The sequence below is a fragment of the Edwardsiella anguillarum ET080813 genome, assembly GCF_000264765.2.
GTDB lineage: Bacteria > Pseudomonadota > Gammaproteobacteria > Enterobacterales > Enterobacteriaceae > Edwardsiella > Edwardsiella anguillarum.
On the sequence record NZ_CP006664.1, the window covers coordinates 2,829,024 to 2,849,392 of the forward strand.

Sequence of the window (20,369 nt, forward strand, 5' to 3'; positions counted from 1 at the left end):
ATGAGGTAACCTCTATGGCATATCAACATTTTAAACTCTCTTCGGCGGGGCGACTGGCGACCATCATCGCCATCTCCTTTGTCGCCTGCAGCAGCTTTGCCGGCAATATTGTGTCGGATGGCGGGGCGCTTGGCCCCGGCGTGGCGACGGCGCCCAGCGGAGCCCAGGTGGTCAATATCGTCACACCGACGGATCGGGGGCTGTCCCATAACCAATATCAGGATTTTAACGTTAACCGTCCCGGCGCGGTATTCAACAACGCCCTGACGGGGGGCGAGTCTCAGCTGGCCGGCGCGCTGGCGGCCAACCCTAACCTGCACGGGCAGAGTGCCAGCGTGATCCTGAACGAGGTGATCAGCCGTAACCCCTCTCTGCTGCTGGGGCAGCAAGAGGTGTTCGGCATGGCGGCGGACTACGTGCTGGCTAACCCCAACGGCATCACCTGCGACGGCTGCGGCTTTATCAACACGACCCGATCGGCGCTGGTGGTGGGTAATCCGCTGGTCGAGGGGGGAGCGCTCAGCGCCTATTCGACTCTGAACAATGGCAATCGTCTGCAGATCGGCACGGGCGGGCTGTCGACGGACAGCGTGCTGGATCTGGTGGCGCCGCGCATTGAGAGCGCGGGTGCGGTCAGCGCCCGCGAGATCAACGCCGTCAGCGGCAATAACCGTCTAACGCGCGATCTCCACCAGATCGACGCGGGCGTCAATGGCACGGCGCTAGACAGCTATTATCTGGGCAGCATGCAGGCCGGGCGCATCCGCATCATCAACACCGCCGCCGGCAGCGGGGTGAAGCTGGCGGGCAGCCTGCAGGCGGATCAGGGGATTTCGGTCGCGGCGAAGGATCGTCTGACCCTGCAGTCCGCGGAGCTGCGCGGCGGCGATATCTCGCTGCAGGCGGGAACGCTGCGCGCCGAGGGCACCCTGTCCCAGCGCGATGAGCAGCGGGAGGGCAAGGATAACTACCAGAACTACCGCGGCGGGATCCACGCCAGCGATAGCCGCCGGGAGCAGAGCTACCGGCGCACGGTGCTCAGCGGCAAGAACCTGAGCCTGGTGGCGGCGGAGAGCAACCACCTGACCGCCACGGATATCAGCGGTGATGATGTGACGATCGCCGGCGGGGAGGTGCTGCTGGATGGCGCGTCGCTGACGCAGGAGCAGAAACAGACCGATAATCGCTGGTTTTACTCCTGGCAGCACGATGAAACGCGCAGCGACAGCCAGCAGCGTACGGTGGCGGGGCGTATCGATGCGCGCCATAACGCCAGCCTCAGCGCGACGCACGGCGATCTGCGGCTGCAGGGCAGCGAGGTCAGCGCCGGCCAGGATCTGCGCCTGAAGGCGAAGGGGGACGTGGCGCTGAGTGGTATACAGGAGCGCGATGAGCATCAGCTGACGGGGTATAAGCGCAACGAGGGCGCCGCGCTGAACAGCGGGCGTTGGAGTCAGCGCAGCAGCGAGGAGCGTCTGCATCAGACACGCCTGCGCGCCGGGCACGATCTGAGTCTGGAGGCCGGCGGCGATCTCAGCGCCCAGGCGGCGCAGATCCGGGCGAATAACGACGCCGGGATCGCGGCGGCGGGGAACGTTAACCTGACGGTGCAGAACGTCGCCAACCGTAAGACCGAGATCGACAACCATACCTACTGGGGCGGGATCGGCGGCGGCGGCGAGCGGGACAACAATCATAGCCAGGAGCGCAGCCAGGCCAGTGAGGTCGAGAGCGGCGGCCAGCTGACGATCTCGGCCGGGCAGGATGTGACGATCAGCGGCAGCCGGGCGCACGGCGGACGCGGCGGCGTGGTGCAGTCCCAGCGCGGCGACGTGATTATCGATCGGGTGGTGAACACGACGCGTGAGCAGGATAACAGCCGCCGCGGCGGCGCCTTTAACATCACCACCGCCTCGGAGAAGCGCACCGAGAGCCATGAGCAGGTGCGCGGCAGCCAGCTGGCGTCGGACGTGAACCTGCGGGTGAAGAGCGCCCGCGATATTCAGGTCAACGGCAGCCGGGTGGAGAGCGACGGAAAGCTGGCGCTGCAGGCCGGTGGTCGGGTCGATGTCGCGTCGGCGGCCGGCGTGGATACGCTGGAGAAAGAGAGTACCTCGCTACAGGTGACGGCGTATGCCAAGGCGCAGGGGGATAAACAGTATCGCGCCGGGGTTGGCATTGAGCACACCTCACGGCAGGAGGAGAGCCGCAGCGTGACGCATCGGGGCAGCCAGCTCCGCGGCGGCAGCGTCGAGGTGACGGCGGGAGATGACGTGGTGTTTAGCGGCGCGCACCTGCAGGCCGATGCGGGCGATGCGCAGATAAGCGGTAAGAACGTCGCCTTCGTGAGCGCCGAGGAGAGCAAAACCAGCCATACCCGTCAGACTCAGGCGGGGGGCGGAATGTACTACACCGCCGGTATTGATAAGGCCGGCAGCGGCTATGAGGGACACTATAGCCACAGCGATACGCAAAGTGAGCAGATCCGGGCGCAGGGCAGCAGCAGTAACGTCAGCGGTAATCTGACCATTACGGCGACGGATAAGCTGACGCAGCAGGGGGCGCACCACCAGGCCGGCGGCGTCTACCGGGAGCAGGCCGCCAGCGTAGAGCATCTGGAGGCCCACAACCGCGACAGCAGCCGCAGCCAACAGACCCAGGTCCATGGCGAAGCGGGTGCGAGCGTCGACTACAGCGCGGTGACCCGCCCGCTGGAGGGGGCGGTGAAGAAAGGCGCTAGCCTGGACGCCAACGGCGTAGTCAATGAGATTGGCACCATCGGCAAGCCGAATCTGGGGATCGATGTCGCCGCCAGCGGGGGCACCCATACGCAGAGCAGCAGCGATACCACGGCGCAGACCACGCAGATCCAGGCAGGGGCCATTCAGGTCACGGCGCGTGACGAGGTGCATGACCGGGGAACGCAATACCGGGCTACCGACGGCGGCGTCAGCCTGCGGGCGGATAGCCATCGTTTTGACACCGCCAGCGACAGCCGCAGCAGCCAGAGTGACGACGTTAATGGCGGCGCTAGCCTGCGCATCTACACCACGACCGGCAAGGATATCGGCGGTACTGCCCGTGGGCAGGGCGAGAATCGCAGCAGCCAGGCGCAGCACGTGACGGCGCAGACCGGTAAGGTGCAGGCGGCGAATGGCATCGATATCCAGCTGGGACAGGAGGGGCGCTATCAGGGAACGGCGCTGGACGGCGGCCGTGGCAAGGTGCAGCTCAACAGCGGGGGCGATCTGCGGCTGGATCAGGCGACGGACAGCCACAGCGTCAGCCACGCCGGCTATGATGCCCACGCCCGTCTCAGCGGCGATATGAGCGGCAGCAACAGCGGCAGCGCGGCGCTGGGCGGCGGGCAGGATAACGGCCAGCAGAGTGAAACTCAGGCGCATACGGCGCAGGTCCGCGCCGACGGCGGTGTGACCCTGAGCAGCGCAGGCTCCCTGACGCTGCAGGGCACGGAGGTCAGCAGCCAAGGGGATGTTACCCTCAAGGCCGATGAAAAACTGGATCTGGGCCAGGCGGACTCCGCGCGCCGTCAGCAGGGCAGCCTGTGGTCCGGCGAGCTGAGCGGCGGCGCCAGCCGCGGCAGCAGCGACAGCGCCGATAGCCGGGGAGGCTCGGTGGGGGCCAAGGCCAAGGTGGCGATGCAAAATGAGCAGCAGACGACGGCACAGGGCGCGCGCGTCAGCGGTGCCAACGTCACCCTGAGCGCCGGCGCGCAGGATAATGATGCGCTGCATCTGCAGGGGGCGCGGGTCACGGGGCACGATGTCGCGCTGAGTGCGAAACAGGGCGGAATCGTGCTGGAGTCGGCCAGCAACGTTCAAGAGAAAAACAATTGGGGCATCGATGCCTCGGGCGGCCTGTCCGGCCGTCAGAGCGTGAGCAAGGACGCTCAGGGGCAGGTCGATCCGGCCAGCCGTCAGAATCGCCATACTCTGAATACGGGGCTCAAGGTGGACGTCGATCGGCAGGCACAGACGACGCAGCAGAACAGCCAGATCCAGGCCGATAATCAGGTCACGATATCCAGCCAGGGGGATACGTCGCTGGCCGGCGCGCGGGTCGATGCGCAGCGTATCGGCGGCGAGGTGGGCGGCGATCTGCGTCTGGAGAGCCGCCAGGACAGCGAGCGCAGTACGCAGGTTAACGCCGGGCTGACCTTCAGCCACAGCAATGATGAGGGGGCCAGCAAGACGGCGAAGCTGTCCAAAATCGCGACGCCGCATCTCGCCGGCAAGGTACAGGACAAGCTGGAGGGCGCCATCGACAAGGTCAGCGATAAGGTGAGCGACGAATATAACGGTGCGGTACGCCGTTTGGATAAACGCCAGGACACCACCGGCAGCGTCAGCTTTAACAAGGCGAATGAGGCGGTGACGCTGCCGGAGACGCTGGCCGGTGAGAAGCCGCAGGGGGCGCTGTGGGATCGCGCAGCGCGCAGCGCCGGTAACGGGGTGAAATCATCGCTGACCGGCGCCCCCGGCGCGCAGGGATCGCTGCAGGCGGAGGGCAAGCGGGTGGATAACCTGTCGGTTACGCAGCAGTCCGGACTCTCCGGCCAGCAGGGCGTTACGCTACGGGTTGACGGGGAGAGCGACCTGACCGGCGCGACGATCGAGAGCCAGGCGGGACAGGTCGATCTGAACGGTAGCCGCGTGGTACAGCGCGATCTGGTGGGACACCGCTATCAGGGCAGCGGTAAGGGTGCGCTTCCGCTGAGCGTCGGTGGCTTGACCGAGGTGGCTAACAAGCTGGTCACTCAGGGTGAGCTGCCCCTGAGCGTCTCGACGGAGAGCCATCCGGAGAGCAGCCAGAGCGGGGTCCACAGTAAACAGTAAACAGTAAACAGTAAACAGTAAACAGTAAACAGTAAACCGGATAGCGGCGACGCTATCCTTCATCAGCGGCGGCCTGCGGGCCGCCGTTTTTAGCGCGGATAAACCTCAGCCGGCCAGCGTGCGCAGGCGCCCACGCGCGATGCCATGCACGGTGTAAGCCACCATCCACAGCAATAGCAGCGAAACCACAGCCAGCAGCAGCAGGGCGATCCCCTGACTGATCGGGCCGGGGTGATGGGCTGCATAGCGCAGCGCACTGCCCGCGCTGGAGGCCAGCGGAAAACCGACCGACCACCATGACAGGCGAAAAGGACAGGTGCGCGGCAGATTCTGGACGCGGCCTATCAGTACGCACAGCAGAAAGAGCGTCAGCATGTACAGCGCATCGGCAAACGCGTCGACCTGCCCAAGAGTGGTGACATAAGATGAGAATCCGACGGAAAAGGGGGCTAGTAAAATCAACAGTGACGGCTGCAGCGCAACGGGCAGCGGCGTGTCAAACAGGAGGCGGGAGAGGATCAGGGTAAACAGCGGCAGCGCGAAGAACAGCCCGATGGCCAGGGCAAACATCATCATCTGCGGATAGGTCTGCAGCTGCAGCGCAGGCATGGCCAGCGGTAGGTCGATGAGCCCGACAACCGGCACCATCCACGCCGGTGTCGCATGCGCCGTCTGCTGACGCTGGGACAGCCAGCGCGTTACGCTAAACCAGGCAAACCACACCATGCCGACGGCGCCTATCGCCCACACGGCCCGCGCCAGCGGCAGGCAGTAGTCGGCGATGATCATCGGTAGCAGCAACAGGCTGATCAGCGGCGTGCCGAATAGGTTACCGGCTATCGGATGGCGAAACTCAGCGCTGACGACGGCGGGGCTACCGATGATTTTGATGATGTAAGCGACGCTCAGCACGACAAAGACCAAGAGCGCGAACAGCCCAATTCCCTGGGCAATCCAGTGGGGCAGCCCAAAAAGTCGCCCAGCCAGCTGCCAGGCGGCGGCGAGGCCCGCAAGCCCCATCACGCTGCCAAACAGCGCAACGGGCAGGTGGTCTAAAGGGCTCCGCCGCGCGGCGTTAACCGGCGAACCCAGCGCGGCCAGGGTATCTTCTGTTTGTGCCATAAATGACTCCACGGTATTTTCTGTTATTTCGGAATAGGAATAGAAATAGGAATAGGACGATGAGTGGGGCAGATATTGCCTGTATTATTGTTTATGGAAATATATTTTATATGCCATCAGTGTATTATTTTGGCAAGCCTAGCCGAATAGCGCAATAAAGACAAATGCTGTATTTAATTAATCTATTTTTCTGAACTCAGAGACGCTAAAGCAATTATTTGCGCGTGGTGCACAGTGCAATATTTAAATAAAGGGTTATGATGCGGCGCCTGATTCTCAGCGTGTGGTGGGGCATCAGTCGCTAGACGCCTGATCCGTGCGCCCCGGCGGATGTCGCGCGGTGCCGCCACCCAGCGTCATAGCCCGCTGGGCGCGGGATGGCGTGGCCGACGATCATGGCCTGGTATTATTATTTTTTTGCATTATTGGCCTTGTGTATTCTTCTCCGTGTTTTTTATTACAACTTTCACCAACTGAATTGTTTTTTTTACATTTATTGACGCTACGGCCGGCGGCTTTTGTTAAGAATAGCCGCGCCCTCCCCCCTCTGCGCGGGCGGGCGGCGCGGCATGGCATATGCCCGCGCGTAACGACGATATCTGAATGAGGAAACGCTTTGAATACAGTTGCCAAAATCCCGCTGGCCCTCTTACTGCTTGCCGGTGCCGCCCAGGCACAGATGGCCTTTCCTCTGGTGCCGCCCCATATCGATGCCGCCTCCTGGGTACTGATGGACGCCCAGACCGGACAGATCCTGGCCGCCGGGAACCCGGATGCCCGGCGTAACCCGGCCAGTCTGACCAAGCTGATGACCAACTACGTGGTGGAGCGGGCGCTGGATCAGGGGCGGATCGGGCTCAACGATCGCGTATCGATCGGCGATGACGCCTGGGCGACCCGTAATCCGCTGTTTAAGGGATCGTCGCTGATGTTCCTCAAGCCGGGGGATCACGCGACGGTCAGCGATCTGATCCGCGGGATCATCATTGACTCCGGCAACGACGCCTGCGTTGCCCTGTCTGACTATGTCAGCGGGGATCAGGCCGATTTTGTCCGTCAGATGAACGCCTATGTCAATGCGCTGCACCTGCAGAATACCCACTTTGAAACGGTGCACGGTCTGGATGCGCCCGGGCAGTACAGCAGCGCGCGCGATCTGGCGCTGTTGGCCCGCGCCATCATTACCCATGAGCAGCCCTACTACCATTTTTATGCGGAAAAGAGCCTGAGCTGGAACGGGGTGACCCAGAACAACCGTAACGGGCTGCTGTGGGATCAGGATCTGCACGTGGACGGGATGAAGACCGGCCATACCGCCAGCGCCGGCTTCAATCTGGTGGCCACCAGCGTTGACGCGCGCGGTCAGCGTCTGATCGCCGTGGTGATGGGGGCCGACAGCAGCCGGGGGCGAGAGGAGCAGGCAAAGAAACTGCTGCTGTGGGGCGATCGTAACTTTGAAACCGTGCAGCTGGCGGCCAGCGATAAAGCGGTGACCCGTCAGCAGGTGCGCTATGGCCAGCAGCAGACCGTGGCGCTGGGCAACCCACAGGATATTTACTACACCCTGCCGAAGGGCGAGCTGCGCGACGTGAAGGTGGAGTACACCCTAAGCCATGACTATCTGAAGGCGCCGCTGGCGAAGGGCGAGGTGGTCGGGCAGGTGGACTACCTGTACGGCGGCAAGAAGATCGGCAGCTATGCGCTGCGAACGCTGACCCCCGTCGCCGAGGCCGGGTGGTTCTCCCGCCTGGAGGACTATATCGCGATTAAGATCGGCTGAAGGGGCGTAGCCCAGACCCACGCTGTCTGCGCGGCGGTCATTGTCGCCAATAGTTGAGGCAGATCCCATTTTTACCAGCAGCATACAAAAATCCAGTAAATGAGGCTTTTCTCTCCTGTCGGCGCGCGCGCCGATTGCCTATTGTGAGCGCAGATTGCCCGCACCCGCGGGCGTACCGTATCTGCATCCGTCTGCAAGGAGATCGCTATGCCAAACCGTATCTCGCGTTTAAAGGCCGCGCTGTTCGCCCAGCCCCGGGCCATCTCTCTGGAGCGGGCGCTGCTGTATACCGACAGCCACCGGCAGACGGAGGGGGAGCCGGTGATCGTGCGCCGTGCCCTGGCGACCGCCCATATTCTGGATAACGTGGCGATCGCCATCCGCGAGGATGAGATCGTGGCCGGCAACCGTACCGTGCAGCCGCGCGCCGGCATCGTCTCCCCGGAGATGGACCCCTACTGGCTGCTGGAGGAGCTGGAGACCTTTTCCCAGCGGCCGCAGGATCGCTTTGAGATCGACGAGCAGGATAAACGCCTGTACCGCGAGACGCTCTACCCTTACTGGGCGGGGCGCTCAATGAAGGACTTTATCAACGCGCAGATGACGGAGGCGGTGCAGCGCGCCGCCGCCAGTCAGATCTTTAGCATCAACCAGACCGATAAAGGGCAGGGGCATATCATTATTGACTACCCGCACCTGCTGCAGCACGGCCTGTCGGCGCTGATCGCCCGCCTGGATGCGGATTGCCGTCGGGCGCCGCACAGCGACTTTTACCGGGCCGCGCTGCTGGTGATGCGGGCGGCGCAGCGCCATATTCTGCGCTATGCGACGCTGGCCGAGGTGATGGCCGCCGCGTGTCGCGACGCGGCGCGGCGCGCGGAGCTGCTGCAGATTGCGGCGATATCGCGTCATAATGTCCACGAGGCGCCGCAGGATTTCCGCCAGGCCTGCCAGCTGTTCTGGTACTTCAACGTGATCCTGCAGTATGAGTCCAACGCCAGCTCGCTGTCCCTGGGGCGGTTTGATCAGTATATGCTGCCGTTTTATCAGGCCTCCCTGGCGCAGGGCGAGAGTGCCTCGCAGCTGCAGACGCTGCTGGCGGCGCTGTGGGTGAAGTGTAACGATGTGGTGCTGCTGCGCTCCAGCGGCAGCGCGCGCTATTTTGCCGGCTTCCCGACCGGCTATACCGCCCTGCTGGGCGGCCTGAGCGCCACCGGGCGCAGCGCGGTCAATCCGCTCTCCTTCGCCTGCCTGGCGGCGTACCAGGAGGTTTGTCTGCCGCAGCCCAACCTCGGGGTGCGGATCAACGAGCTGATCGATCGGGCGTTTTTGCTAAAGAGTGCCGAAACCATTCGTCTGGGCACCGGTATTCCGCAGATCTTCAACGACGAGGTGGTGGTTCCGGCCTTCCTCAACCGCGGCGTGTCGCTGGAGGATGCCCGGGACTATGCGGTGGTCGGGTGCGTCGAGCTGTCCATTCCTGGCAAGACCTACGGGCTGCACGATATCGCCATGTTTAATCTGCTCAAGGTGATGGAGCTGGTGCTGCTGGATAACGAGGGTAACGCCGCCCTGAGCTACGCGGATTTGCTGGCGCAGATCCGCGAGCGGATCCGCCACTATATTCGGCTGATGGTCGAGGGCAGCAATATCTGTGATATCGGTCACCGCGACTGGGCGCCGGTGCCGCTGCTCTCCGCTTTTATCAGCGACTGTCTCGACAAGGGACGCGATATCACCGACGGCGGCGCCCGCTACAATTTTTCCGGGGTGCAGGGGATCGGTATCGCCAACCTGGGCGATTCGCTGCACGCCCTGCGCGGCATGGTGTTTGAGCAGCGGCGCCTCAGCTTTGATCAGCTGCTGGCGCAGCTGAAGGCCAACTTCGCGACGCCCGACGGCGCGCAGATCCGCGCCCGGCTGATCAACCGTTTCGAGAAGTACGGAAACGATATCGATCGCGTGGACGATATCAGCGCCGATCTGCTGCGTTTTTACTGTAAAGAGGTGGAGAAATACCGTAATCCGCGTGGCGGACAGTTTACGCCCGGCTCCTACACCGTCTCGGCGCATATTCCCCTGGGGGCGGTGGTCGGGGCGACGCCGGATGGCCGGCTGGCCGGCGAGCAGCTGGCCGACGGCGGCCTGTCACCGATGCTCGGTCAGGACAGTCAGGGGCCGACGGCGGTGCTGAAGTCGGTCAGTAAACTGGATAACTACCTGCTCTCCAACGGCACGCTGCTGAACGTGAAGTTTACCCCGGCGACGCTGGAGGGCGAGGCGGGACTGAATAAGCTGGCCGATTTCCTACATGCCTTCAGCAAACTGAAGCTGCAGCATATCCAGTTTAACGTGGTCAGCGCCGAGACCCTGCGCGCGGCGCAGCGGCGCCCGCAGGCGTACGCCGGGCTGGTGGTGCGCGTCGCGGGCTACAGCGCCTTTTTTGTTGAGCTGTCGCGGGAGATCCAGGATGACATTATCCGCCGTACCGCCCACCCGCTGTGAGACGGCCCGCGCCGCCGGGGAGACGGCGTGCATCTTTAACGTGCAGCGCTATTCGCTGAACGACGGGCGCGGGATCCGCAGCGTGGTCTTTTTTAAAGGCTGTCCGCACCGCTGTCCGTGGTGCGCCAATCCTGAGTCGCTCTCCCCCGCGCCGCAGACGGTGCGCCGCGAGCAGCGGTGCCTGCGCTGTACCCCCTGCCTGAACGACGCCGATGAGTGCCCCTCTGGCGCCATGGAGCGTATTGGCCGGATCGTGACCCTGGCGCAGCTGGAGGCGGAGGTGATGAAGGACGCCGTCTTTTTCCGCAGCTCCGGCGGCGGAGTGACGCTGTCCGGCGGCGAGGTGCTGCTGCAGGCGGCCTTCGCCACCCGCTTTCTGACGCGCCTGCGCCGGCTGGGCGTGCGCTGCGCGCTGGAGACGGCGGGGGATGGGCCCGCCTCGCGGCTGCTGTCGTTGGCCAGCCTGTGCGATGAGGTGCTGTTCGATCTCAAGATCATGGATGCCGGGCGCTCGGCGCAGCTGCTGCGCCTGAATCTGCCGCGGGCGCTGGATAATCTGCGCCTGCTGCGTCAGCGTGGGATCCGGGTGATCCCGCGGCTGCCGCTGATCCCCGGCTATACCCTGTCACGGGAGAATCTGCGGCGGGCGCTCGACGCGCTGGCGCCGCTGGGGATCGACGAGTTACACCTGCTGCCGTTTCACCGCTACGGCGAAGGCAAGTACCGGCTGCTCGGCCAGCGCTGGGCGATGCAGGGGACGCCGGCGCCGACGCCGGAGCAGATCGTCCCGCTGCGGAGCATGGCCGAGGCGGCGGGCTATCGGGTGAGGGTTGGCGGCTAATCGGTGCGGCGCCGAGCCGCCGCTATGGCGCGTCTCTCTGGCTATGGTACTGGCGGCGATATTCGCTCGGCGTACGTTCGGTGCGCTGGCGGAACAGGCGGCAAAAGTCGTTGCTGTCGTCGTAGCCGCAGGCGTGGGCGATCGCCTTGATGGTCATCTCATACTCCTTGAGCAGCGTCTTGGCCTGTTCAAGGCGAACGTGATTCAGATAGTGATTAAAACCGCCGCCGTCGGCGCGCTGAAACAGCTGTGAGAGGTAGTTGGGCGCGCGCCGGGCGACGGCGTCGCGGCTCAGGGCGTTCATGTAGTGGCCGTCGATATAGTCGCGAATGGCGTTCAACAGCGCCTGGCTGCGCGGCGCGCAGGTGGCCCGCCAGCAGGTCAGTGCAGTGGCTGAGCAGCGCGCAGACGGTCAGCCGCGCAGTCGTCTGGACGGCGGGCTGCATGGCCTGCTCGTTCAGCGCCTGCAGTAGAAAGGTGCCGGTACGCGGCCCGCGCCGGGCGATCTGGGTCTGCTGCCGACGCTGGAGCTGCGTGCCATCCCACTGCCACAGGGTCAGAACGATCCGCTGCTTGGCAAACAGCAGGGTCAGCAGCGCGGCGCAGCAGGTTCCCGGCGATAGCGATCTCCAGGCGCGGCGGCTGCGCGGGCGCGGAGAGGGCGCTGGCGAACAGGATCTGTCCCAGCGCCAGGCGATCCTCCAGCAGGCGGCTCAGCGCCGGGGCTATCTCCAGAGGCATCGGGTTTCTCCATGGGGCAAACGCCGGCGGGCGGGGAGGCCGGCCGGATCCTCTCCGATTATCCGTTGCGCCAGAGGGGGAGGCAAGCCCGCCGCGACGGGGGATGACCGCCAGGATTGTCCTTGCTGGCGGCGGAATAAACAGGATAGTCTGAATGTCCTCCCGCGGCGGATCAGGGCGCCGGAGGGGTCATCATTCGTTCAACCAGGAGTCTCTCGATGGATATCATTTCAGCGGCGCTATCCCGCTACTCAACCAAGGTGTTTGACGCCGAGCGGAAAATCAGCCACGGCGATCTCGACAGCGTCAAGGCGCTGCTGCGTTTGAGCCCCTCTAGCACCAATTCCCAGCCGTGGCACTTTATTCTGGCGGGCAGCGATGCCGGTAAGGCGCGCGTTGCCAGCGCGACGGTGGGCACCTATGAGTTCAACCGGCGTAAGGTGCTGGAGGCATCGCACGTCGTGGTCTTCTGCGCGAAAACGGAGATAGATGAAGCCTATCTGCAGCATCTGCTGCAGCAGGAGCAGGACGATGGCCGCTTTGCGACGCCGCAGGCGATGGCGGCGCAGCATACAGGGCGCGCCTACTTTGCCGCCCTGCACCGCGATACGCTGCAGGACGCCGGGCAGTGGATGGCCAAGCAGGTCTATCTTAACCTGGGTAACTTTCTGCTGGGGTTGGCGGCGCTGAAGATTGACGCCGTGCCGATCGAAGGGTTTGACAGCGCCGCGCTGGATGCCGAGTTCGGCCTGTCGCAGCAGGGGCTGACCAGCGTGGCGCTGGTAGCGCTGGGCTACCGCAGCGCAGAGGACTTTAACGCCGCGCTGCCCAAGTCTCGTCTGCCGCTGTCAGAGATCCTGACCGAGTGCTGAGACGCCTTTCCCTCGCCCCTGCCGCCGTGGGGGCGGTCGCCCCGACGCGACATTTTAGCCGCTGCGCCTTTTTGTCAGACATTTTCCCCGCCGGGAGGACAGCGACAGACAATCGCGCTATAACGGAGAGAATCGCGTCCCGCCGGGGCGTCTGACTGGATAAGGGGAAGAGCAATGAAAGCGATCGCAATTCCGGGCAAGGTGCCCGCAACCCAGGAGTGGATAGCCGAGGTGGCACACGCGCTGCACGTGCCCGCGCTGGATCTGCAGGTGCACCGTTTCGCCGCCTGGCGGCAGCCGCAGGCGGCGTTCGATCTGCAGGCCGAGCTGACGCATATGCCGCACGGCCAGTGCGACCTGCTGCTGGCCAAATCTATCGGTACGCTGGCCTGTGTCCTGACGCCGGCGCTGCAGGGGCGTCAGACCGTCTTCATCGGCGTGGCGCTCTCCCTGTATAACGCTGAGCAGCGCCGGGCGCTGCAGACGTTGACCGCCCGCCAGCGGGTGCTGATTATCCAGCAGGAGGCCGATCCCTTCGGATCCTATGAGGCGTTGGCCCAGCTGGTGGGTGAGACGGCGCAGTGCCGCTGCGTTGCCGGAAACGATCATCTGTATAGCGATATCGATGAGCTGGGGCGGATCATCCGCGCCTGGCTGCAGTAGCCTTCTGGTCCGCGCCGGCGTCTGCGGCGCGGCCGTGCGTGGACTCAGGCCGGGCGCTCATTCAGCGCCGGGCGGATAAAGCCCCGGTGCCGGTCGAGCAGCGCCTGCGCCTCGGTGGCCGACAGGCCGGTCAGCACCATTACAATGGCGGTTTTACACTGCCGCTGGCTGCGCTCCAGCGCCTCGACGGCGCTGGCGCGATCGCACTCCCCGGCCTCCATCACAATGCGGATTTGGCGCTCGACCAGCTTGGCGTTGGTCGCTTCTACGTCCACCATCAGGTTGCCATAGACCTTTCCGCTGCGGATCATCGCCGCGCTGCTCAGCATGTTCAGGATCATTTTCTGCGCCGTTCCCGCCTTCATCCGCGAGGATCCGGTAATCACCTCGGGGCCTATAGCGCGCGAAATCATTTGATACGGATTTGAAAATCATTTGATACTAACTCAAACCGACGATCAGAATAACATTTGATACCAAATTAGCCGCTAAACAGCGGCTAATTTATACATCAATCACTCCTACGAGGTGGCTTCAGGTTTCGGGTAGGGCTGAACAGTGAACAATTTTGCATTTAACCGCTTTCGTGCTCGCTTGTTCAGAAACCGAATGTATCGGAACTGTTTAAAGCGGTGCGCTGTTGCTCGGCCAATGTTGGCTCGTAAGTACTCTCCGCGTTTACCTCCGCGGGAGATAGCGTTGCGGGCTATCTCGTGATACCACTCACCATCCAGCTCCCAAAATGTTGAATAATGGCACCCGATGTAATCAAAGTTGCTCGCTTGGTATACGACACCAAATCGCCCACATCGCTCATCAGCAAAGGACTGAACCCACATTACGCAGGGATATAGCAACTTGATCGCTTTAAGGGCATAACTAATGGCACGGGACTCTGAATTGCGCGGCATACAATCATGTAGCCATAAACGGTTTAACTCCATGTATTCACGGTTCCCCGTCCCCTCAACAACCCTTGAGCCACTGTTAGGATTTAATGCATATCCCCATTGCATTACTCCGACTAGCTCACGTCCAGAAAACACCCCCAGGTGCAGGTAAGAGTTATTCACAAACCGCTTACTGTAGTGCTTATTAGCAATGATCACGCGTGCCAGCCAACAGGGTATGGTTTCAACACGTAACTCATCTGAACCATACCCCACGACAGTATCACCGTATTTAATCGTTTTTGGGGGCGTAATAATTTTTGATGTTTTGGCTTTGATCCCCACTGTCTCTCTCTCTCTCCGTGGGGCACTCTGTAGTGCTCTGTATGGGGTTGTCCACCCTCAACTCATTAAATGCCTTGCAGCGAGGGCATTTTACCTGAATGTAATCGTAGGATGCTTTTGCCAGAAGCCGGTTACAGCGGCAGCACCGGATTTCTCTAATCATGTGATAGGCTCTCCCGAGTCAGTTGTTACCGAGAAAATCTATCAGCAATCGATCGGTGTTTATGATCGAAACATGGGAATTAATTTGTTTTAACGATCAACAACCACACCTCGGCAACTGGCCAACATCCCCCAAAAATGTTAAAATGACAAAGGAGTTGATATTATCGTGTATTGCTCATCTCTTTGCAGGGTGGTATTTATACAATGTTGAGAGACCGACGTCGTACAGTAGGGAAAGTTGTTTATATGAATACCCTTTGGCGAGAAGACGCCCCACCTGCTCCTGTTCATTGAGAGTTAGTGCTCGCGGTCGTCCACCAATTCGGCCTTTTTCCCTAGCGGCAGCTAAACCTGCTCGGGTGCGCTCAATGATCAATTCACGCTCCATTTCTGCCAATGCTGACATTATATGAAAGAAAAAACGCCCCATTGGCGTGCTGGTGTCAATGCTGTCAGTTAGGCTTAAAAACTCAATACCTCGCTCACGCAGCTCCGTTACCAACTCAACTAAATTTTTAACGCTACGCCCTAACCGATCAAGCTTCCACACTACCAGTGTATCACCTGTTTTTAGCACCTTTAATGCGCGCTTTAAACCAGGTCGAACAGCCGTTTTTCCGCTGATTTTATCTTCAATAATTAGGTCGCAATTTGCACAATTGAGCGCGTTGCGCTGTAAATCCACATTCTGGTCGATTGTTGATACCCGGATGTAGCCAACCCTTGCCATGAGAGTGCCTCCAACGATGTAAAAGAGGCTATTTTAAACGGTAAGCGTTTGGCTGATAGGTTTCTGTATAACCTTGGTTTGCAAGAAACCATCAATCTGGCAAAGGATGCATGTTCAAAGAGAGTTGTTAAAACGGTACGTAATGGTGAATTGTTAGCGAGCTGCACGACTCCAGGGTTTTACAGTATTTCCATTGATGATGCGAGCACTGTTGATGATTTCCCCAAGGTTCACGGAACTCCAATTTATAGCTATGGGGTGATGATAGTTATCAAAAATGATAACACCATTGAACAGTTATTTATTAGTCATAAGGGACATATTGCGACAAGACAGACCTGGTATGGGGTAGACCGTTATGAAATGTGGGTGGTCCAATATAGCAGCGTCAATAAACCGACGCATCCTGAGTTAGGATTGGGTGATTCAGCTTCAAAAAATATTGGCTCGGCTACGGGAACTGTAGCGGCAGGGGATGATGCCAGGTTTAATCACGCAATCGGGATTTCCCAATCATATCAGGTCATGACATCTTCACGAAAAATAGGCATCACGTATATAAATACTCAGACTAGACCGATAATTGTAAAAGTAAAGGCTCGCATTGATGCCAATGCTGAAATATCCATAAATGTAGATGGTGTCCAGGCTGCGGGTGGTGACGCGGCAAACGTGAATGGCGCTATTCAATGGGTTTATCCCAATGCCATAGTGCCACCAGGATCTTCATATGTTGCTTCAATTGCCAAAGGCTGGGGAGAGCTAATAGAGTGGGTGGAGTTACGATGAAATATTTTAAAGACAGCAATAATGTTATATACGCTTATGATGCTGATGGCTCACAGGATGAATACATCAAAGATGGCCTGATTCGCATTTCAGAGGATGAAGCGATATCCATCGTTAATCCACCACCAACAAAAGAGGATTTAATAAGAGAGGCTGCGCTTAAAAAAACATCTCTACTAGCTGAAATCGATACAGTCACAAAGTTATGGCAAACTCAATTAGCCCTAAACATTATTCTTGACTCAGATAAAGAAAAGCTCAAAGAATGGATGCGCTACGCACAATCTGTGGCAGCGGTTGACCCAGACGGCCTGCCTGAGTCATGGCCGGTAAAACCATCAGTATAAAAGCTACGCCCGCAATAATGCGGGCGCTCTGTTACTCTGGTATAGGCGGAAATGTTGCAGGCAATTGAGAGGTGTCTACTCGGTTGACGTTGACTCGGAATTTTTTCCAGGCTTTTAGCCTTGCTTCCTCTTCTGGCGTTGCTTCGCCTAGATCGACTGCATCCTGCAATGGAGCGATAGCTTTTGCAGCTCTGGCCAGTAGGCTTTGTTTCTTCCGTTCAGCCTGGTCAGTTAGTTCATCGGACGTATAGGTACGATGAGCGATACGTCCATCAATAAACTGCCACTCACCATCACTATCCGCCCCATCGGGTAATGAGGTCATTTCGACAACACTTCCACCATCGGGACAAATTGCACTGGCATCTTTATTAATGGCGCAAATTACCCCATCGGGGAGATATTTCACTTTGAAAGTATCTGGCTGAAATTGTGCTATTGCTTGATACCAGTCTCGCCCTGATTCATCATGCCAAAAAAAAGCCTCAAACTGTTCAGCAATTTCTTTTTGCTCGTCAGCTTCTGGCGCATATCGGGTTAGATTTTTCAAATGTAACATCATAGTCCCCCTACGTTATACCATGTTCCATTAATTAATTTTTGCAATGCTCGACGGTAGACTTGATCGGGAACGTCATCGCGGTTACCATTTTCAACCCCCGTAATTACATACGGAGGCTGATCGCTATATCCTGACCCCTGCCATATTTGGGAGCGCTCACAAGCTGATAATCGAATATCCTGCACTGTTTTCGTGTTAGGCATGAGTTCAACCCAACCACTTTCAAACCCATAGCCATCACGAGCAGAACGATAGCTGATACCACCATTTCTATAAGCCACTTTAAACTGTACTGCCGGACAACTTCCCCTGCCCATATTGAAATGAAGAATAAGGATTGAGGAGTCACCTAGCGATGCATCATAAATCCCGCTCGGTGCATTCCATGGCACGGAGTTAGCATCAGCGACTACTTCCCCTGTTGGCCCGAGGGCAAATGCCGAAACATCGCCAGCGGTTAGCGTAATATCGTTGGACAATGGATGATTGTTAATCCTGCGCGTGGATGGCACCGCATTACCGGCCTGATTAATGGTTTCTCGCAAACCAAGGTTATTGATAAAGCGCGCTTTATCGGGAATGTCTGCACCATGCTGGTTTTTCTGCATCGCGCCGATAATACGGCCATCATCACCAGCGGCTACCGTACCCGATGTTGTGCCGACATTACGGGTAGCGCTATTCCCGAGTTCAAGGGCTTTACGGGCTTCGGCCTTGCTCGGCACATCGTTTAGATTCTGGTCTTTTGCCAACGCGTTAACATCCGCTGGCCCGAGGCTGTCTTTTGTTGCCAGTGCGCCCAGTCCCAGCGCGTCCCGTGCTTTTTTCTGTGCAGCGGCACCCGCTTGGGCAATTTCACTCAGGCAGTTATTTTTCAATAATGCCTCATTGCCCACAATCACTTTGATTGCCAGTGCCAACTGGTTTAATTTGCTCTTATCCGGGCGCAGGCCTGCCACGTTCAAAATGGCGAGCAACTCGGCTTGCACGATGTTAAACCAGTCTTGCCCAGGCCAACTAATCCCCTTGGCGCCATCCCCTTCGGAAAACCAGCGTGGCGTGGTACTTTGTGCCGCCGACAGCGGAGGCATAGTCGCAATACCGCTATTATTATCTAAAAAATACATTTACTTCTCCGTCGGTGCGTCATACACATAACGAAACTCTTGCCATGCAGGTTTATAACGATTTAATAAACACTCCAGTATCCCGGCGTCATAAACCCGCAGCGGGGTGAGCACATGGTCAAGCACATTCATATTTCTATACGTGATATGGTCTTTTATCGTGATAATACTGACCCATTGACTCTCTGGCGCGGTTGTTATCTCGATGCGAAAACCATACTGTGCAGCTAACTCAATATAAAAATACCGATTCACACTAGGCTTTAAGCGCATTTTATTGGCGGCATAGTTTTGTCGCTCGGCCACGCCTGCATCGCCAATATCACAGTCGGGCAGCCCTAAAAATCGCTCCCAATCTGTCAACAGGAGCGTAGCCGAACTGGGGAAGCGCTCATGTAATAACTGGCGACCCGCTTCGCTAACTCGTGCTGATGATTGTGATAGCCCACCACACAGCGATGCTAGCGATGCCTCTGGCGCTTTATTCCATGCCTTACCTTCGGGTAACAACAACATTAACGCCCGCTGATGGGGGGTCATAACCATGTAATCTCTCCCAGCGTTAGCAGTTCCGTGTTACTGGCACTAGAGGATTCACTCGGTGAGCGTAGCTCAAAATCATTCAGCGTCATCACACCGGAGATCGCCCGCACATACGCCGAGACAAAAATAACATCCCCAGGCTTGGCCTCGTTATAAAACAGGGTCGATAACGCTTTTTTCACTGCTGCCTGATTCTCTGGTGTCTTGGGAGCAATGCGAATTTGAAAGTTAACCCGCTTAGGCGTCAGCTTCACCATATTAACGATAATGCCCTCAGGGCTCCCAGTCATATACCCCGTAGCCGGATCACGATGACCTGCGATATAGTCCTGTACTCGTTTTATATCTGTCTCAGTTGGGAATATATCGGGGTTATTATCCAGAACAAATGCGACACCTACTGAACCTCCGCCATTCAGCCGTGGTAGGCACCATGCACGGGTAACACCAGGGACCTCGCGTGCCCAACGCACATAGTCATATGCTGTGCCACCGCTGGGTGGGTACTGGACTCGAAATAATAGACGCGAGAGCAATTCTGCAACAGACTCGACATTTGCGCCGCCGGTTAATCCTCCGGGGGCGACAATAGCCTCAGATTGGATCCCCGCAACGGGTGTCACGAATGTTAATATTGTCCCCTCGGGACAATTTCCGGCTAACCCCGGCTCGACTGCCTCCAACGCCGCCTGGACAGTACCAGCATTACCGCTGATAGCCTTACTGACGCGAAACAGTGCGCCATCCGCGCGTTGTAACCGTGTATCAGCGGCGAGGTTCGCCGTATCATAGTAAGCCAGATTGACGGGGCCAGCGGCACGACTCGGTTGTTTGCGAATAACGCCCCAGAACGCGCAGTGCTTTAGCAGTTCATCTTCATCAGCATCTGAGGCGATAATTTGACGACTGATCCACGCCAAATGCTCATGCTCCATTGCGGATAACCCCGCCTGCGCATAAGCGATGGCGTGCACCGTGGTCTCACGTGAACCCGGCAGAGAGCCAGGCAAGTGTTGCTCGACATCCTGCTGCGTTTGAATAATCAACTGTGAAAGTGACGGTTGTTGATACGGCATTTAAAACCCTTTGAATGTTGCTTTAAACACAAATGGCGTTATGGCTCCATCCGGCAGTGTTAACCGGATAGCGAGATGCAGCACACCGTGGCGTGGCACTGTCGCCTCAACCTGTAGTGCCGTTATCAGTCCCGCTGTTTTCATCCAGGCCAGTGCCTCTTCGGCATAATTTTTTGCCCGGCGTAATACTGAGGTGAGCGTCTTTTCGCGGGACAATAGCCATAGACGGGAACCAATAGGACGACGGCGATAACTGTCTGCCCACCACCCGCGTCGGTCGTGGCTGCCATCTGGGAGCGCATCAGACGGCTCGGCTCGCCGGTCGGTAAACAGAGAGATAATCACATCCGTGGTCACACTGTTATCCGTCAAAAAATCCATGCCATTCATGGCGAACGTCCCGAGACCATCCTCC

At 59.0% G+C, this 20,369-nt stretch carries 17 protein-coding genes and 2 pseudogenes; 8 read left to right on the plus strand and 11 right to left on the minus strand.

Going from position 1 to position 20,369, the window contains the following annotated elements:
• Positions 1-14 precede the first annotated feature (14 nt).
• A complete protein-coding gene (locus ETEE_RS12680; protein WP_034171773.1) occupies positions 15-4,856 on the plus strand; it encodes a hemagglutinin repeat-containing protein in 4,842 nt (1,613 codons plus the stop codon).
• 105 nt (positions 4,857-4,961) lie between these two features.
• Here ETEE_RS12680 and ETEE_RS12685 read toward each other — a convergent pair whose 3' ends face one another.
• The gene (locus tag ETEE_RS12685; RefSeq protein WP_081926422.1) at positions 4,962-5,978 is read right to left on the minus strand and encodes an SLAC1 anion channel family protein; all 1,017 of its coding nucleotides are present in this window, start codon (positions 5,976-5,978) and stop codon (positions 4,962-4,964) included.
• A gap of 616 nt (positions 5,979-6,594) precedes the next feature.
• Here ETEE_RS12685 and ETEE_RS12690 point away from each other — a divergent pair.
• The 3 genes from ETEE_RS12690 (at position 6,595) to ETEE_RS12700 (ending at position 11,104) form a co-directional block, all read left to right on the plus strand.
• Positions 6,595-7,758: a serine hydrolase gene (locus ETEE_RS12690; RefSeq protein ID WP_034171772.1), complete on the plus strand. Its 1,164-nt coding sequence runs from the start codon at positions 6,595-6,597 to the stop codon at positions 7,756-7,758.
• A gap of 207 nt (positions 7,759-7,965) precedes the next feature.
• Positions 7,966-10,263, plus strand: coding sequence for a formate C-acetyltransferase (locus ETEE_RS12695; protein WP_034171771.1), 2,298 nt, complete (start codon positions 7,966-7,968; stop codon positions 10,261-10,263).
• The gene (locus tag ETEE_RS12700) at positions 10,229-11,104 is read left to right on the plus strand and encodes a [formate-C-acetyltransferase]-activating enzyme (protein ID WP_034171770.1); all 876 of its coding nucleotides are present in this window, start codon (positions 10,229-10,231) and stop codon (positions 11,102-11,104) included. Before ETEE_RS12695 ends, ETEE_RS12700 begins: the two co-directional genes overlap by 35 nt.
• A gap of 22 nt (positions 11,105-11,126) precedes the next feature.
• On the opposite strand, the pseudogene ETEE_RS12705 reads toward ETEE_RS12700, so the two are convergent.
• A pseudogene (locus ETEE_RS12705) lies at positions 11,127-11,845 on the minus strand (helix-turn-helix transcriptional regulator).
• A 218-nt stretch (positions 11,846-12,063) separates the two neighbouring features.
• On the opposite strand from ETEE_RS12705, the gene nfsB reads away from it, so the two are divergent.
• Positions 12,064-12,717, plus strand: a complete 654-nt coding sequence (gene nfsB / locus ETEE_RS12710) for an oxygen-insensitive NAD(P)H nitroreductase (protein WP_034171769.1) — start codon at positions 12,064-12,066, stop codon at positions 12,715-12,717.
• A 174-nt stretch (positions 12,718-12,891) separates the two neighbouring features.
• Positions 12,892-13,380 carry a hypothetical protein gene (locus tag ETEE_RS12715; RefSeq protein WP_034171768.1) on the plus strand — a complete coding sequence of 163 codons (489 nt, stop codon included), beginning with the start codon at positions 12,892-12,894 and terminating at the stop codon, positions 13,378-13,380.
• Between the two features lie 44 nt (positions 13,381-13,424).
• On the opposite strand, the pseudogene ETEE_RS12720 reads toward ETEE_RS12715, so the two are convergent.
• The 4 genes and pseudogenes from ETEE_RS12720 to ETEE_RS12730 all read right to left on the minus strand — a co-directional run.
• A pseudogene (locus ETEE_RS12720) lies at positions 13,425-13,790 on the minus strand (N-acetylmuramic acid 6-phosphate etherase); the annotation flags it as partial.
• 111 nt (positions 13,791-13,901) lie between these two features.
• Positions 13,902-14,615: a Mom family adenine methylcarbamoylation protein gene (locus ETEE_RS20245; protein ID WP_034171767.1), complete on the minus strand. Its 714-nt coding sequence runs from the start codon at positions 14,613-14,615 to the stop codon at positions 13,902-13,904.
• On the minus strand, positions 14,563-14,778 hold the full coding sequence (locus tag ETEE_RS20250; protein WP_071881913.1) for a Com family DNA-binding transcriptional regulator: 216 nt from the start codon (positions 14,776-14,778) through the stop codon (positions 14,563-14,565). Before ETEE_RS20250 ends, ETEE_RS20245 begins: the two co-directional genes overlap by 53 nt.
• A gap of 177 nt (positions 14,779-14,955) precedes the next feature.
• On the minus strand, positions 14,956-15,510 hold the full coding sequence (locus ETEE_RS12730) for a recombinase family protein (protein WP_034171766.1): 555 nt from the start codon (positions 15,508-15,510) through the stop codon (positions 14,956-14,958).
• Between the two features lie 48 nt (positions 15,511-15,558).
• Between ETEE_RS12730 and ETEE_RS21320 the strand changes: the two genes are divergently transcribed.
• Positions 15,559-16,299, plus strand: a complete 741-nt coding sequence (locus tag ETEE_RS21320; RefSeq protein ID WP_144242823.1) for a hypothetical protein — start codon at positions 15,559-15,561, stop codon at positions 16,297-16,299.
• Positions 16,296-16,646 (plus strand): tail fiber assembly protein, encoded by a 351-nt coding sequence (locus ETEE_RS12740; protein ID WP_034171949.1) that lies wholly within the window; start codon positions 16,296-16,298, stop codon positions 16,644-16,646. The genes ETEE_RS21320 and ETEE_RS12740 overlap by 4 nt, the downstream gene beginning before the upstream one ends.
• A 31-nt stretch (positions 16,647-16,677) precedes the next feature.
• Here the strand turns inward: ETEE_RS12740 and ETEE_RS12745 are convergent, their stop codons facing one another.
• Genes ETEE_RS12745 through ETEE_RS12765 form a run of 5 tightly spaced genes read right to left on the minus strand, consistent with a single transcriptional unit; the run spans position 16,678 to position 20,344 of the window.
• A complete protein-coding gene (locus ETEE_RS12745) occupies positions 16,678-17,208 on the minus strand; it encodes a tail fiber assembly protein (protein WP_269147511.1) in 531 nt (176 codons plus the stop codon).
• Positions 17,205-18,335: a phage tail protein gene (locus tag ETEE_RS21935; protein WP_227625188.1), complete on the minus strand. Its 1,131-nt coding sequence runs from the start codon at positions 18,333-18,335 to the stop codon at positions 17,205-17,207. Before ETEE_RS21935 ends, ETEE_RS12745 begins: the two co-directional genes overlap by 4 nt.
• Positions 18,336-18,881, minus strand: a complete 546-nt coding sequence (locus ETEE_RS12755; RefSeq protein ID WP_034171756.1) for a YmfQ family protein — start codon at positions 18,879-18,881, stop codon at positions 18,336-18,338.
• A complete protein-coding gene (locus ETEE_RS12760) occupies positions 18,872-19,954 on the minus strand; it encodes a baseplate J/gp47 family protein (RefSeq protein WP_034163784.1) in 1,083 nt (360 codons plus the stop codon). Before ETEE_RS12760 ends, ETEE_RS12755 begins: the two co-directional genes overlap by 10 nt.
• The gene (locus ETEE_RS12765; protein WP_051905128.1) at positions 19,955-20,344 is read right to left on the minus strand and encodes a phage GP46 family protein; all 390 of its coding nucleotides are present in this window, start codon (positions 20,342-20,344) and stop codon (positions 19,955-19,957) included. It abuts the gene before it with no gap.
• Positions 20,345-20,369 lie beyond the last annotated feature (25 nt).